Origin of the sequence: Mycobacterium hainanense (assembly GCF_041890355.1) — a bacterium.
GTDB lineage: Bacteria > Actinomycetota > Actinomycetes > Mycobacteriales > Mycobacteriaceae > Mycobacterium > Mycobacterium hainanense.
Window position 1 is genome coordinate 4,771,711 of the sequence record NZ_CP169059.1, and the last position, 14,481, is coordinate 4,786,191.

Here is a 14,481-nt window from a genome sequence, read left to right on the forward strand (position 1 = left end):
TCGTGGTATCTGTCGTTGATGCGAATCGGGATCGCGCTGGACTATTCGGGCGGCTTTCACCAGGCCGTCGATCGCGTGGTGGAACTCGAGAAGGCCGGCATCGACATCGCCGTGGTGGCCGAGGCGTACGCCTTCGACGCCGTGAGCCAGCTCGGGTACCTGGCGGCCAGGACGAACACCGTCGAGCTGGCCTCGGGGGTGTTTCCGATCTACATCCGCACCCCCTCGCTGCTGGCGATGACGGCCGCGGGGCTGGATTTCGTGTCCGACGGGCGCTTCCGGTTGGGGATCGGCACGTCCGGGCCGCAGGTGATCGAGGGCTTTCACGGCGTCGAGTTCGACGCGCCGCTGGGCCGCACCCGCGAGATCGTGGAGATCTGCCGCAAGGTGTGGCGGCGGGAACGCCTGCAGCACAACGGCAAGCACTACCAGGTCCCCCTGCCGCGCGACCGCGGAACGGGCCTGGGCAAGGCGCTGCAGCTCATCAATCATCCGGTGCGCGAACGCATTCCGATCACGATCGCCGCGCTGGGCCCCAAGAACGTCGAGCTGACCGCCGAGATCGCCGAGGGCTGGCACCCGGTCTTCTATCTGCCGGACAAGGCCGCGTCGGTGTGGGGCGACGCGCTGGCGGCGGGCATGGCCAAGCGGGACGCCGCGCTGGGGCCGTTGGACGTGATGGTGCACGCGTCGGTGGCCATCGGCGACGACGTCGACGAGCGGCTGGCGTGGGTGAAGCCGCAGCTGGGCCTGTACCTCGGCGGGATGGGCGCCAGGGGCCGCAACTTCTACCACGCCCTGGCGACGCGCTACGGGTTCGGCGAGGTCGCCGACCGCATCCAGGAGCTGTACCTGTCGGGTCGCAAGCGCGAAGCCATCGACGCGGTGCCCGACGAGCTGGTGCGCGGCATGTCGCTGGTGGGCCCGCGCGGGTACGTCGCCGAACGCCTGGCCGCCTTCGCCGAGGCCGGCGTGACGACGCTGCTGCTCAGCCCGTTGGCCACTGACCGAGCCGAATCCGTGCGCTTCGTCGAGGACGTGCTGCAGCTCCGTCCGGCTTGAGCCGTCACCGGCCCGCCTGCGGCAGTTGGTCCGCCGCGATTTCGCAGGGCGTTTTGCCGTCAGTGGACGGGGGTGGCTCGCCCGCCGCGGGCGCGGCGGCCGGTGGCGGTCCGTCGATCGGTGGCGGCGGCGGGTGCTCCGGCTCCGCGTCGACCGGCTCCGGGGCATTCGGCGGTGGCGGGCCCCCCGGCACCGGAGCATCGACCTGCCGAGCCGCCTCGTCGGGCGTGGCCTGTTCGGTGTCCGCGACGGCCTCTTCCTTCGCCGGCTCGTCGGGCTTGAAGGGATCCTCGTCGTCGGGCTTGAAGGGATCCTCGTCGTCGGGCTTGAAGGGATCCTCGTCGTACGCGTCGCCCTCGCCGAAGCCGTCGCTGCCGGACCCGTCGCCGGCCGAGCCGATCAGCCCGCCGACCGCGTCGACGATCCTGCTGGCCAACCCGAGCAGACCAGCACCGCCGCCGCTGCCGAGCCCGCCGCCGAATCCACCACCCAGGTCGCCCGCCGGCATGCCGGCGGCGTCGCCCAGCGCGGCGCCCCAATCCGGTTGCGGCACGGCGGGAATCGGAGTGGGCGCGAGCGTGGTTGCCGTCGGCGCCGGTTCCGGCGGCGGGCTCGGGGCCGCGGCCGCGGGCGCCACCGCGACCGGAGGGGCAGCCGGCGGTGCCGACCGCAACGGCTGGTACCCCGGGCCCAAGTCGCCGGGGGCTTCAAAGCGTGCCACCGGCGCGGCGGCCATCCGGTCGGTGACCATGTCGTAGGCGGTGTCGATACCGTCGCGCGTCGCGCGCATCGCCGTCAGCCAGTCGTCGTGAACCTCGTTGTCGACGTAGGGCGTCACCTGCTCGCGCACCACCTCCTCTGCGGCGCGCCGGTCCCCCGCCCCGGCCGTCACCGTGGCGGCCGCTGCCAGCCACGCCGACCGCTGCGCCTGGGCGCGGTCGTCCACGGCGATGGCGGTGGCGACCTTGGAATCGACCAGGTACCACAGGTTGTCGCGCAGTGACTCGCACCGTTGGGCTGCCGCCCGCAGTTCGGTGGCGACCGCGCCGGCGGCGTCACAGTGGCGTTCGACAAACCGCACCGCGGCGTCGCCGGCGGGCCCGGTCCATGCCGCGGCCAGCTCGGCGACCTGGGCGCGCTGTATGCGCAGCGCCTCGGCGACCGCCTCGCCCGCCGCCCGCAGCTCCGCGCAGTCACGGTCGAGGGCGTGCAGATCGAGGCCGTCTTCGGTGTCATACCAGTCGCGGATCTGCGCGGGACGCACAGTCAGGTCGGGATGTTGGTAGCCCAGGGCGTGGCAGGCCCGCACGTAAATCTGGGTGTGATCGACGGCGGGCAGGCCCTCGGCGAGGCGCCCGGCGACGTCCAACCGCTGGGCCACCGTCAGGCGATCCGTTCCGCGGCATACGCCTCGGCGTCGGCGTAGCGGTCGGCGCTGACGCGCAGGGCGGCGGCGATCTCGCCGGACGCGCGCGACCACTGGGCCACTTCGGCGGTCAGCCGCTCCAACTCGACGCGCAGCGCGTCGCCCCGCGCGGCGTGCGCCCTCCCGGCGGCGGCGCCGCCGAAAGCCAACCTGCCCAGCTGATCGCTCAGGGTGCGGTCGAGAAGGTCGGCGGCGGCGCGGAACTGGTCGGCGATGCGGTGCGTCGCCGCGACGTCGATCTCGGTGCGGGCCACGGTGACGGGTCGTATTCCCCTGTCGAATCTCATGCCTAATCCGACGCCCAGACACGCGCCCGGGTTCCGGGGACATTCGGCGCATTCCGCGTCGGCCGGTGCGGGATGGTGAAAAGCCTTGCGGGCGAACCCTATTGGTCGCTACGATGCCGGACTCGCGGCCGGCCAGCCCGGAGCCGGCGCCAAGGTGGGAAAGTCGGCGCGGGGATATTCGCCGCCGCGTATCAGATCTGGGTGTGCGGGCGCCTTGGCGCGACAGGCATCGGTGTCCTGAGCAACATCAGGCCATTCGGGTGCGAGCCCGTATCCGGCGAAATACCCACCCTGATGGCTGGTGATCCGCCAACCGCCGAACACATCGATCGAGGGCGCGCGCGCCGGCCCCGACTGCGGGGGAAGCTGTGGGCCGGCAGTCGCCGGAGCGGTCATCGTGATCCGCATCGGATAGATGCCCGAATCTGGCGGTGGCTGGGCGATGATCGGACTGTAGCCCCGGTGGTGGCCCTCGTCGGCGGCGCCGAACAGATACTCGCAAGTCACCACTGTGACGTCGCGACCGGATCTTGCAATCGACAGGATATGGGCCTGCTCAGTGCCCACCCACGGGCGTTGGGGATCCTTGAGCTTGGGCCACAGGAATTGGGTGCCGGTCGGATGATCAGCGGGCTGGTTGCGATCGACCGCCTGCTGGAACCCCGGGTACAGGTATCTGTCATCACCAGTGAGCCGGGTGAGCAAGTAGGACTCGGCGTACGCCCGTACCGCCACCGCGGGCCAAGTGGTCACGTCGATCCCGGGTTCGGCCGTCCAAACTACGGTGAAGTCGCTGAGGGTCGCGGGCCATCCCGCTGGCTTCGGCGGTGTAGGCGTTGGCTGCTGAGACTGGTGGTTCGAGCTGCAACCGGCCAAAATCAGCACCGCGGTTATTGAGTGTGCTGCGAAACGGCGCAACGCGCGTCGGGTACCTGTCATTTGTGGCCCGGGGGCTCTGGCACGCCGATGACTTCGTTGTAGCGGTCGACCATGTACTGGTCTGGCGACATCTTCTCGTTGGGCGGCAAGGCAAGTGCCTGAGACAGCGCCGGGCCAATCACGCTGTTGTACTGGCCAGCGGTCAGGCCGGGATATTTCGATTGCAGTTCGTCGAGGGTTGCTATTCGTCCATTCGGGTGGTCGTGGTCGTGGACAACATATTCGGGCGGCAACCCTGAGATGGGCTGATTTGCCCCGAGCAACGCATCAAGCATCTCTTGATCGGCGCTTCCGATGTCCATGGGCTGGATGGCAGTTTGACCCGGAGCGGTGGGCGCCGGTCCGAGTATGTCGTTTTCAAGGCTGTGGCCGAGGATCCCGATGGTGGGTCCGGCGACCTTGCCCACTCCTGGCACCCATCCACCGGCTGTGGAGGCGGCTTGCACGCCGTCCTCGTAGGCCAACTTCTTCGAGTCGTATTCCGAAAGCTGTTGGTGGTAGCCGTTTTGTTCGTTGGCTTGGTAGGCGTTGTGTGTTCCGACATCGACCAGTCCCCTGAGCGTGGCAGCGTCGTAGAGCTGGTCGCTGTAGCCGTCACGGTGGGGATTCAGCGCAAATTGAGAATCGTGCAGAACAGCCTGTGCATAGGCGTGGCCGTTGAAGTCTTTGGCGGCGGTGGGGTCGCTATCGATCACCGAGAAGACGCCTTTGGCCACCGGTAGCGCACCGGACCGCTGATCCGGCCACTTGTCGACGGGATCACCGAATTCGGGTAGCCGGTTGGATGTTCCAGCGATGTTGTTTATGTAGGGATCCAGACCGTGTCCCATAGCCTGCACGAGATTGGGATTCACCTGGCCCAGCGTGTGGTTACCCGGAAGGTGAAGTAGCTCCTGCTGATGGCCGCCGATGTAGGTGCTGTAGGCACGGGCGGTTTCACCCGCGATCTTGGCTTCCGGCCCCTGCGCGGCGTCGCCGGTCCAGGAGAACAGCGAACCGACCGCCTGGCCGTTGTCCTTCCAGGCGTGATGGGTCAGATTCTGCAGGAACTTGTCGTGATCGCCGCCGGTCATGGTGTCGTGGACGACCTGGTGATCCGGCGACACCGCGGACAGCACGTTGGACACCGCAGGGTCCATGGCGGGATCGCGCTCGACGTTTTGGCCCTGGCTCGCCGGGTCGTGCTGCCACAGCGGGGTGTCCATCATGGCGCCCGCCTTACGGATCATCGCCCGGTCCAGATCCGTGTTCGTCTGGAAGGACTTGTCGCCGTCCTTGACGATGTTGGCGATGTCGTTGGTTTGGCGCATGTATTCCAGGCCGGACGAATTCAGCGCCTGCTGCACACTTTCGGGCAGCTGCGCGGCCCCACCCTTCACGGTGTCGGTGCCTTGCTTCGCGCCGATCTGCAGCGGCGTCTTGGGGAACGTGAGGTTGGGATTGCTCATCAGCTGCCACGAGTTGCCGATCATGCCCTTCTCGTCGCCGAGCCGTTGTTCGGCGGTGTTGAGCGCGTCGATCGACATGCCGTGTTCTTGGGCTTGTAGCTGGCTCAACACCGACGCCTGTTCGGCGGTCAACGGAACCTTTCCCGCCCGCTGATCGGGCGTGATCGAGTTCAGCAACCCGTTCACGCGGGCGGCGGCCCCCTTGTCACCGGCCAGCGCGCCCTTGACGTCCTGTTCGGCCTGCTCGGGTGTCTCGGCCTCATGACCGTCGACACCCAGGACCCGGCCCGGGTCGTACCCGTCGTTGGCCAGATTGGTCTGCGCCTGGTGCAGCGAGTCCGAGTAGTTGTGACGTGTCGCCTGCAGCAGGTCGAGCGCGTCTTTGGTGTCATTCACCGCGGCGCCTTTGAGCACGCTGATGATCGACTGCAGCTCCTGTTGGCTCGCCGCGTCCGGATGGTCCTGCAGATCCAGCATCGCCAGATCGATCAGGTGATCGAGCTGCTCCAACTTGGCTTCCAAGGAGGCAATCTCTCCCGCGCCGGTTTTTTGCGCCTCGGCCAGCGTGGCGGCGATGTTTTCCAGGTCGGCGCCGATCTTGGGCAATTGCTCGGACTGGGCTCCCAGCGCCTGGGCGGTGCGCTGCACCTCGGCGGAGCTGTTGATCGGGTGATCGCCGTTCTGGTGATTCCAGGCCGCATCGAAACGCTTGCGCGCCTGCTCGAACGCATGGTCTGCCTCGGCCGTGGAGCGTCCCGCGCCATGAAATGCGGTGGCCAGGCTGGCGATCTGCCCCGGCTGGCCCGCCTGCAGGGTTCGGTTGACCTCCCACGGATCACCGCCGGCCCCGGCGACGAGCTCACCGATGGTGAGATGCTTTAGCTGCACCGCTTTCCCCCGCCGCGTCCCACACCCCGACCAGCCAAGCGGACCGCGACCTGCGGCGAACCGCCACCGACAACCATCACCACCCCCGTTTCGGCGCTGGCGACAAGATTACTGGCACGGGCCTACTGATCAACTCAGTCGCGGACCGCGCCGCCAGGCTGAGCGGGCGTTCAGTGCGCAGAGCTGACGGCCTCGGCGACCCGGTTCGCCACGCGCTGGGCGACGTCGGCCTCGGGCGCTTCGACCATGACCCGGATGACGGGCTCGGTTCCCGACGGGCGCAACAGGATTCGGCCCGTGTCGCCGAGTTCGGCCTCGGCGGCGCCGACCGCGGTGCGCACGGCGGGCGCGGCGGCAGCGGTGTCCTTATCGGCGACCCGGACGTTGATCAGCACCTGCGGCAGCGTCTGCATCGGCGCGGCGAGCTCGGTCAGCGACGAACCGGTCTGCACCATGCGCGTCATCAGCCGCAGCCCGGTGACGATGCCGTCCCCGGTGGAGCCCAGCGCGGGCATCACGATGTGGCCGGACTGCTCGCCGCCCAGGCTGTACTCGCCCGCCCGCAGCTCCTCGAGGACGTAGCGGTCGCCGACACCGGTGGTGCGCACGGTGATCCCGGCGGCGCGCATGGCCAGGTGCAGCCCGAGGTTGCTCATCACGGTGGCCACCAGCGTGTCGGAGGCCAGCTCGCCGGCCTCGCGCATGGCCAGCGCGAGCACGACCATGATGGCGTCGCCGTCGACCAGCTCGCCGTTGGCGTCGATGGCCAGGCAGCGGTCGGCGTCGCCGTCGTGGGCCAGGCCCAGGTCGGCGCGGTGGTCGATGACCGCGGCGCGCAGCGAATCCAGATGGGTGGAGCCGCAGTTGTCGTTGATGTTCAGGCCGTTGGGGTCGGCGTTGATCGCGATGACCCGGGCCCCGGCCGCGCGGTAGGCGCGCGGCGCCACCGATGAGGCCGCGCCGTGGGCGCAGTCGACCACCACGGTCAGGCCGTCGAGCCGCAGCGTGGCGGCCTTGCTCAGGTGGCGCAGGTAGCGGTCGTCGGCGTCCTCGGCGTCGATGACGCGGCCGATGCCGGCGCCGACGGGGCGCATCCCCACTTCCGCGGAGGTGTCAGCGACCAGCGCCTCGATCCGGTCCTCAGTGTCATCGTCGAGCTTGCGGCCGCGGGGGCCGAAGATCTTGATGCCGTTGTCGGGCATCGGGTTGTGCGACGCCGAGATCATCACGCCGAAATCGGCGTCGTACGCGCCGGTCAGGTAGGCCACCGCGGGTGTGGGGAGGACCCCGACCCGCAGCGCGTCGACGCCCTGGCTGGTCAGCCCGGCGATCACCGCGGCCTCCAGCATCTCGCCGCTGGCGCGAGGGTCGCGCCCGATCACGGCGACGCGCCGACCGGGCCCGCCCGCGCTCGCCAGGTGCCGCGCGGCGGCGGCGCCCAACTCGAGCGCCAGCTCCGCCGTCAACTCGCGATTGGCGACCCCGCGGACACCGTCGGTGCCGAATAGTCGACCCATGCGGACAAACCTCTCACAGTTGACGGTTCAGCACCTAACGTGCCCGTTCTTTTCTGACCGAAACGGGGCGCGTTTGGGCGCAGACACGCCGATACGGGCGCGGAACGTCCCAGTTTGAGGCCCCGTTGCGGCCAGAAAGTGATGGTTGATCAGCGCTTGCTGTACTGAGGCGCCTTGCGGGCCTTCTTCAGGCCGTACTTCTTGCGCTCGGTGGCACGGGGGTCACGGGTGAGGAAGCCGGCCTTCTTCAGCGCGGGCCGGTCCTCGGGCTGCGCCAGGATCAGCGCCCGGGCGATGCCCAGCCGCAGCGCACCGGCTTGGCCCGACGGGCCGCCGCCGTGCAGCAGGGCGAAGATGTCGAAGTTGTCCACCCGGTCGACCGTGACCAGCGGGGCCTTGATGAGCTGCTGGTGCACCTTGTTGGGGAAGTAGTCCTCCAGGCTGCGGCCGTTGAGGTCGAACTTGCCGGTGCCGGGCACCAGGCGCACCCGCACCACGGCCTCCTTGCGGCGGCCGACGGTCTGGATGGGCCGGTCGAAGACGAAGGACTCGGCGGCCGCGGGGGCGGGCGCCTCGGCCGGGACGTCCGGGGTTTCGGTGGCCGTGGGGTCCAGGGCCTCGGTCGTTTCGGTCACTGGGCCACCTGCTTGATCTCGTACGGAACCGGCTTCTGAGCGGCGTGCGGGTGCTCCGGGCCGGCGTAGACGTGGAGTTTGCGCTGGATCTGACGGCTGAGCTTGTTCTTGGGCAGCATGCCGACGATCGCCTTCTCGACGACCCGGTCGGGGTGCTTCTCCATCAGCTCGCCGGTCGTGCGCGAGCGCAGGCCGCCGGGGTACCCCGAGTGGCGGTAAGCCAGCTTGCTCTGCAGTTTGTCGCCGGACAGGGCGACCTTGTCGGCGTTGATGACGATGACGAAGTCACCGCCATCGACGTTGGGGGCGAACGTCGGCTTGTGCTTGCCGCGCAGCAGGGTGGCTGCCGCGACGGCAAGGCGGCCAAGCACCACGTCCGTGGCGTCGATGACGTACCACGACCGCGTGGTGTCACCCGCCTTTGGCGCGTAGGTGGGCACAGCGCTTACCTTTTCTTTCTCGAGGTGGATCCCGGGTCGAGCCGGGTGCCGGTCAGGCAATTGCGGTAAGGCTGATCTCGGCGACCGACGTTGACCCGAGGCCCTGGCGTACCGCACGCCAACCGAGCAGCTTACCGATGCGCGTCCCCGCAGGTCAAAACGACTGTGTGGTCCCAGCGGCTCTCCTCCGCCAGGACCACACAGACGACTATGGGCGCGGCTAGCGGCCCCAGGCGCTCGCCGCCCGCCGATCGGCGTCCGCTACCTGGTCCGCTCCGTCGCGCACCGCGTTGCCCAGATCGACCAGGATCTCGTTGAGGGCGGTCGCCGACTGGTGCCATTTCTGTTGTTCGACCTGGTAGGCGGCCGCAGCCTCGCGGGTCCAGAGCTGCTGCAACGGGGCGATCTGCGCCCGCAGTTCATCCAGCGCCGCGTTCAGGCGGGCGGATGTGGTGTGGATTTCCTGCCGCACCGAATACTCGATCTCGCCGAAGTTGTAGGACAGCGCCGATTCCATGGATGATCCCCCGGCTACAGGTTTCCTACGGCGGCGGCGATGTGGGCCGCGTGGTCGTGGCCGGCCTCCTGCAGGGTGGCCGCGTTGTGCCGAATGGTCTCGCCGATCGCGTGCAGGACGTGATAGAGCCGCAACGACTCGGCATTCCAGCGATCGACCACATCTTTGAACCGCGCGGCCGCGGCCCCGCCCCACACCGACGCGGGCACCGCACCCATGCGGCCGATGAACGCCTGCAGCATGGCCCGGATCTCCTCGTTGCGGGCGTCCGTGGCGCCCGCAACCGATCGCATCAGGTCGAAGTCGGTGCTCAGTGTGTTGGATGCACTCATACCAAGTTCGACCCGGGCAACGCTCATTTGGTTCCACCGACTTTTCCCGGTTCATCCGACCGCGTGGGCAGACCGCACCGCCTGCTCGCAGGGGCCGCGCACGGCCTCTTCCCCGCCGGGCCGGCTCTGACATCCGAGGCTGATCCGCACCGGGCCGTCCAGCAGCACCGTCCACCACACGTGATGGGTGGCGCGGACTTCGCGGTAGGTCACCGCCGGCCTGCCGGCACTGGTGCCCGAGGGGTTGAAATCGACGAACACGCCCGCGGGCTCCGCGTCGATCGCCTGCTTCAACCGCTCGGCGGTGCCGCTCAGCGTCTCACCGACGACCGGCGACTGCGTGACGTGCAACGCCACCTCGGGATCGGACGGGGAGGTGACCTGGACCCGCGCCGAACCCGGCCCGGCGACCACCCGCTGGGTGGGCCAACCGGCGGGCACCGTCACTGCCACCCGGCCTTCCACCAGAAACGCGGCGGGCACGGCCGGGACCAGCGGCGCGCTCACCGCGCGGTGCCGATCCGCGTTGAGCACGGCCGGGGCCGCCGCGGCCAGCACGATGGCGGCCGCGCCGATGCCGGCGAGCGTCCGCGCGCGGGGCCGGCCACGATCGTCACCCCCCTTGGGTGGCCGGTCGAGATCCGACACCGCCAGCCGGGCCAACCGAACCAGCCGGGCGTCGTCGATTCGGACCACGGCCTGCCCGGTGCCGCGCACCGCGTCCACGATCGCCGCCGCAAGGGTCGACGACCCGGCGACGGTGCCCGGCGCGTCGATGAGCAGGACGCCCGCGCAGCGGCCGGCGATCGCGGCCACCACCTCGTCGGCGACGGCGCACGGCTGCGCCCTGCGCCCGATGGCGACGACGTCGACACCACCGACCACCGCCATCCGGTCGACGATCTCCACCACGATCGCCGCTTCCGGATCGGTGCCCGCGGCCCGCGCCAGCAACCATGACCGGGGCCGCACCAACACGTCGTCGGACACGGTGGCGGCCGCACTGCTCACCACCCCGACGCGCGAGGATGACCACCAGGACGGGTGCACCACGACCATGCCCTTACCGCCCGCACAGGCCACGGACCGCAACGCGCTCGCCCACACCGACGCAACGGCGATCGGACGTTCGCTCACCAGCGCAGTCCGATCATCGATCGCACTCAGGGCCGTCGCGATGATGTCGGAGGTTCGCTCGTCGACGACTGCGCTTGTCCGGCAACATAATCGGCGAATCGTGCCAGGGCCCGCTTCGATGACGACGCGATGTTCGCTCATGGAGCGCTCCAGGCCACCTGGATGAGCTGTTCGTCGCCCGCGCGGGTGAACAGGACTCCGCGGCCAGGCGGCAACCGCCCCGGGCGACTCGAGCCGAAAGGGGCGTCCCCGCCGGGGGATCCACTCATCATCAGGGTCATGCAGCCGAAGTCACGCACACCCGCCAGCAGGGGTTCGAAGAACGCGCGCTCGGCGCCGCCGCTGCGGCGCGCGATGACCAGATGCAAGCCCAGATCCGGTGCGTACGGCAGGTATTCGGTGATCGGCGCAAGCGGATTGCCGGCCGGGCCGGCCACCACGTCGTAATCGTCGACCACGACAAAGACGTCGGGCCCGGACCACCAGGACCGGGCTCGCAGCTGCGCCTGGCTCGCGTCGGCCGGGGGCATTCGCCGCTCCAGCAGGTCAAGCAGATCCGGCAGCATGCCGGCGAGCGCGCCCGGCGACATGGCGTACCCCGCCAGGTGCTCTGACTCGACGACGCCGAGCAGGGAGCGCCGAAAGTCGACGATGAGCAGCTGCGCTTGCGCCGGGCTCTTGGTTCGGACGATCTCGCGGCACAGCGTTCGTAGCGTCGACGTCTTGCCGCACTCCTTGTCGCCCACCACGAGAAGGTGGGCAAGCCGGTCGAGCTCGCACGCCACCGGCTGCAGCCGGCGCTCGTCGAGCCCGAGGAGGATACGGTCGCCGAGACCGGCACCCGCCGCTTCGACGACGCCGCGGCAATCGATCAGCTCGGGGAGCAACGGTATCGGCGGCGCCACCGGTTCGGCGGTGTCGATCTCGGCGATGGGCAAGCCGATCATCATCTGGGACCCATCGGCGCAAAGACCCCGGCCCGGCCTGCCGTGCGGAACGTGTTGCGCCGCTTTTCGGTCCAGTTCGGAATCGGCGGGATCACCCAGTCTCAGCTCGATGCGTGTGCCGATCTGGTCACGCAGCGCCGGCCTGATCTCCGCCCACCGCGACGCGGACAACACCGCATGCACACCGAACGAAAGCCCCCGGGAGGCAACCGCGGTGACCGACGACTCCAATCCACCGAAGTCCTGGCATAGGCTCGCCCAGCCGTCGACGACCAGGAAGACGTCCCCGAACGGATCGGTGTCCGGCGCCCGGCCCTGCGCGCGCAGCTCGCGGTACTCGGCGATCGACCCGAGAGCAAGGTCGCCGAAAAGGGTTTCCCGCGACCGGATGATCGACTCGCATTCGGCAACGATCCGCGCGACCAGTCGTGGTTCGGCCCTGCCGGCGACGGCCCCGACATGCGGGATGGTCCGTGTCGAGGTCAGCGCACCGCCGCCGAAGTCCAGGCAGTAGACCTGCACCTGCTGCGGCGAGTGGGTTGCCGCCAGCGCGGTGATCATTGTGCGGATCGCCGTCGACTTGCCCGTCTGCGGCGCCCCGACGATCGCCACATTGCCTGCGGCGCCGCGCAAATCGACCAGCAACGGCGTTCGCCGCTGCTCGAAGGGCCGGTCGACGAGGCCGAGCGGTACCGTCAGGGCGCCTCGCGCGGGTGCAACGTCGCGGAGCAGGGTGTGCAGCGCGGGCGCCGGGCCCAGCGGTGGCAGCCAGACCTGGTGCGCAGGCGGGCCATGCCGACACAGCCGGTCCAGGACCGCGTGCAGGGTCGTCCGCGGCGGCGATGCCCCGGTCTCGGCGGGGCGGGTGATGGCCCCGACGCTTCGAGTGCCGAACGTGCGCACGGAAGAATTCGTCACGGACGCCGAGGCTGGCCCGATGCACGGTGCCGGTCCCGACACGTAAGCGGCGGCGAAGCGAACAAGATCTCCGCCGCTCGTACGCAGGTATCCCACCCCGGGGTCGTTGGGTAACTCGTATGCATCCGGAGCGCCCAGCACGGCTCGTGATTCGGCGGCGGACAACGTCTTCAAGCAGATTCGGTAGGACAGGTGGGCGTCGAGTCCACGCAGTCGGCCCTCGTCGAGTCGTTGGCTGGCCAGCAGCAAATGCATGCCCAATGACCGGCCGAGACGTCCGATCGCCACGAACATGTCGGCGAAATCCGGGTGCTGACTGAGTAATTCGGAGAACTCGTCGACGATGATGAACAGGCTGGGCAGGGCGGTCGACGTGGCCCCCATCCGGCGCGCTTGCTCGTACGCCGCGGCGCTGACACGGCCGGACGCCCGCAGCAGCCGTTGCCGGCGATTCATTTCACCGGCCAGCGCGTCGCGCATCCTGGCGACCAGCGGCGCCTCGTCGGCGAGGTTGGTGATTACCGCGGCCACGTGCGGGGCTCGGGCGTAATCGAGAAACGTTGCCCCGCCTTTGAAGTCGATGAGCAGCAGATTGAGCACCTCGGGGGAGTTGCGCGCCATCATGCCCAATGCGATCGTGCGCAACAGCTCCGACTTGCCCGATCCGGTGGCCCCCACGCACAGCCCATGTGGACCCATGCCGCTTTCCGCGGCCTCCTTGATGTCCAGCTCCACGGATGTCCCATCGGCTCGGCTCCCGATCGGGACGCGGAGCCGGTCGCGGTGATCTTGGCTTTGCCACAGCGTGAGCGGGTCAAACCCCGCCACATCGCCGATGCCCGCCAGGTTCGGCCAGCCCGCTGCATCGCCGCGACGAAATGCGGTGCCGGCCCGGTACATCGCCAAGCGGCGGGCACATACCAGCGCCTCCAGGGGGTCCAGCCGGTCGGGGCACGCCGGGACCTGGGTTTCGCCGGCGCCGGTGATGGTCACCGGGGTGTCGTCGCGGTCCGCGCCGATCTGGACGACGGTCGCGCCGGCAAATCCTTCGGCATCCCGGTCCGAGTCCGCGACCACCACCGTATGCGCCGCTCGCACGCCGTCCAGCGCGTCTCGCGCCTCGTCCGTGCTGCGGTACACCATGCGCACCGGGCCCGCCCCGTCGACCAGCGTCGGGTGTTGGTTGTGCGGCAACCATTTCAGCCACTCCCACTGACAACGGTCTCGTTCGCCGATGACGGCGACGATCAGCAATTGATCGGGAGGGTGTAAGACCGCGAGCTGGCAAACCATCGCCCGCAACATCCCGCGGGCGGCGGCCGCGTCACCGTCGACGGTGACGCGCGGGCTTTCGCGCAGCGTCACGGTGATCGGTCCGACGATCGTCGCATGCGCGCGCACGAAGCGATCCAACGCGGCGGCGGTGACCGGGTCGGCGGGCTCCGGCGGCTGCGGAGCCACCAGCCGAGTGGCAAGCGGCTGGGGTCCCGTACCGACTCGGACAAGGCAGAAGTCGGGATCGGTGACCCGCCGCTCCCACATTCTCCGACCCCCGACCAATGTCCACAGCGTGTCGGGGTCGGGATGATTCCACGTCAGTGAGTGATGCTGTGCGGCAGCGGTTTCGACGACCGCGTTACGCAGCCGGCCGAGGTACGCGAGGTAGCGCAGGCGATCGGCATTGACCCCGCCGCGCCGGCGGCGGATGCGTCCGGACAGGGCTGTCACCAACGTGGAGCCCAACAGCATCATAGGGAGGGCTAGGAACATGGGTGTGCGGGCCGCGCCCGACCCGGGTGTGAATGCCGCCGCCATCGCGCCCATCCCGGCGACCGCCAACGCGGCCGGCAGCAACCGGGACAGCAGGCCCGGCTCCGCCGGCGACGGCGGCTCAGGCGGTGCGTCCACGACGAGGTCCGCGGTCGGCACCGCCGGCGCCCGCCGCCGTGCCTCGGGCACGAATTCCTGGGCCATCTCGTCCCCTCCCG

General features: G+C 69.5%; 12 protein-coding genes. 1 reads left to right on the forward strand and 11 read right to left on the reverse strand.

The annotated features are described in order from the left end of the window. Positions 1-18: 18 nt before the first annotated feature. The gene (locus ACEL92_RS22350; RefSeq protein ID WP_374022797.1) at positions 19-1,062 is read left to right on the forward strand and encodes an LLM class F420-dependent oxidoreductase; all 1,044 of its coding nucleotides are present in this window, start codon (positions 19-21) and stop codon (positions 1,060-1,062) included. Between the two features lie 4 nt (positions 1,063-1,066). Here the strand turns inward: ACEL92_RS22350 and ACEL92_RS22355 are convergent, their stop codons facing one another. The 11 genes from ACEL92_RS22355 to eccCa all read right to left on the reverse strand — a co-directional run bounded on the left by ACEL92_RS22355 (position 1,067) and on the right by eccCa (position 14,467). After that, positions 1,067-2,443, reverse strand: coding sequence for a hypothetical protein (locus ACEL92_RS22355; protein ID WP_374022798.1), 1,377 nt, complete (start codon positions 2,441-2,443; stop codon positions 1,067-1,069). A gap of 2 nt (positions 2,444-2,445) precedes the next feature. After that, positions 2,446-2,775, reverse strand: a complete 330-nt coding sequence (locus tag ACEL92_RS22360) for a hypothetical protein (protein WP_374022799.1) — start codon at positions 2,773-2,775, stop codon at positions 2,446-2,448. Positions 2,776-2,883: 108 nt separating this feature from the next. Next, entirely contained in the window at positions 2,884-3,528 is a 645-nt protein-coding gene (locus tag ACEL92_RS22365) for a hypothetical protein (protein ID WP_374022800.1), read from the reverse strand. Positions 3,529-3,710: 182 nt separating this feature from the next. Next, the gene (locus ACEL92_RS22370) at positions 3,711-6,050 is read right to left on the reverse strand and encodes a hypothetical protein (protein WP_374022801.1); all 2,340 of its coding nucleotides are present in this window, start codon (positions 6,048-6,050) and stop codon (positions 3,711-3,713) included. A gap of 170 nt (positions 6,051-6,220) precedes the next feature. After that, positions 6,221-7,567 (reverse strand): phosphoglucosamine mutase, encoded by a 1,347-nt coding sequence (gene glmM / locus ACEL92_RS22375; protein ID WP_374022802.1) that lies wholly within the window; start codon positions 7,565-7,567, stop codon positions 6,221-6,223. Positions 7,568-7,716: 149 nt separating this feature from the next. Then, positions 7,717-8,181, reverse strand: a complete 465-nt coding sequence (rpsI, locus tag ACEL92_RS22380; protein ID WP_374026341.1) for a 30S ribosomal protein S9 — start codon at positions 8,179-8,181, stop codon at positions 7,717-7,719. A 17-nt stretch (positions 8,182-8,198) separates the two neighbouring features. After that, complete coding sequence (gene rplM, locus ACEL92_RS22385; RefSeq protein ID WP_374022803.1) at positions 8,199-8,642, reverse strand: 50S ribosomal protein L13; 444 nt, start codon at positions 8,640-8,642, stop codon at positions 8,199-8,201. Positions 8,643-8,862: 220 nt separating this feature from the next. Further along, positions 8,863-9,159, reverse strand: a complete 297-nt coding sequence (locus tag ACEL92_RS22390) for a WXG100 family type VII secretion target (protein WP_374022804.1) — start codon at positions 9,157-9,159, stop codon at positions 8,863-8,865. 14 nt (positions 9,160-9,173) lie between these two features. Then, positions 9,174-9,491, reverse strand: a complete 318-nt coding sequence (locus tag ACEL92_RS22395; protein ID WP_374022805.1) for a WXG100 family type VII secretion target — start codon at positions 9,489-9,491, stop codon at positions 9,174-9,176. A 51-nt stretch (positions 9,492-9,542) separates the two neighbouring features. After that, a complete protein-coding gene (locus tag ACEL92_RS22400; protein ID WP_374022806.1) occupies positions 9,543-10,769 on the reverse strand; it encodes a type VII secretion-associated protein in 1,227 nt (408 codons plus the stop codon). Continuing rightward, positions 10,766-14,467 (reverse strand): type VII secretion protein EccCa, encoded by a 3,702-nt coding sequence (eccCa, locus tag ACEL92_RS22405; RefSeq protein WP_374022807.1) that lies wholly within the window; start codon positions 14,465-14,467, stop codon positions 10,766-10,768. The genes ACEL92_RS22400 and eccCa overlap by 4 nt, the downstream gene beginning before the upstream one ends. Positions 14,468-14,481 lie beyond the last annotated feature (14 nt).

Bases quoted from the DNA above. Each gene is read 5' to 3' on its own strand.
- ACEL92_RS22350 (WP_374022797.1), top strand. From the start codon at position 19: ATGCGAATCGGGATCGCGCTGGACTATTCGGGCGGCTTTCACCAGGCC.
- ACEL92_RS22360 (WP_374022799.1), bottom strand. From the start codon at position 2,775: ATGAGATTCGACAGGGGAATACGACCCGTCACCGTGGCCCGCACCGAG.
- glmM (WP_374022802.1), bottom strand. From the start codon at position 7,567: ATGGGTCGACTATTCGGCACCGACGGTGTCCGCGGGGTCGCCAATCGC.
- ACEL92_RS22390 (WP_374022804.1), bottom strand. From the start codon at position 9,159: ATGGAATCGGCGCTGTCCTACAACTTCGGCGAGATCGAGTATTCGGTG.
- ACEL92_RS22395 (WP_374022805.1), bottom strand. From the start codon at position 9,491: ATGAGTGCATCCAACACACTGAGCACCGACTTCGACCTGATGCGATCG.
- ACEL92_RS22400 (WP_374022806.1), bottom strand. From the start codon at position 10,769: ATGAGCGAACATCGCGTCGTCATCGAAGCGGGCCCTGGCACGATTCGC.
- eccCa (WP_374022807.1), bottom strand. From the start codon at position 14,467: ATGGCCCAGGAATTCGTGCCCGAGGCACGGCGGCGGGCGCCGGCGGTG.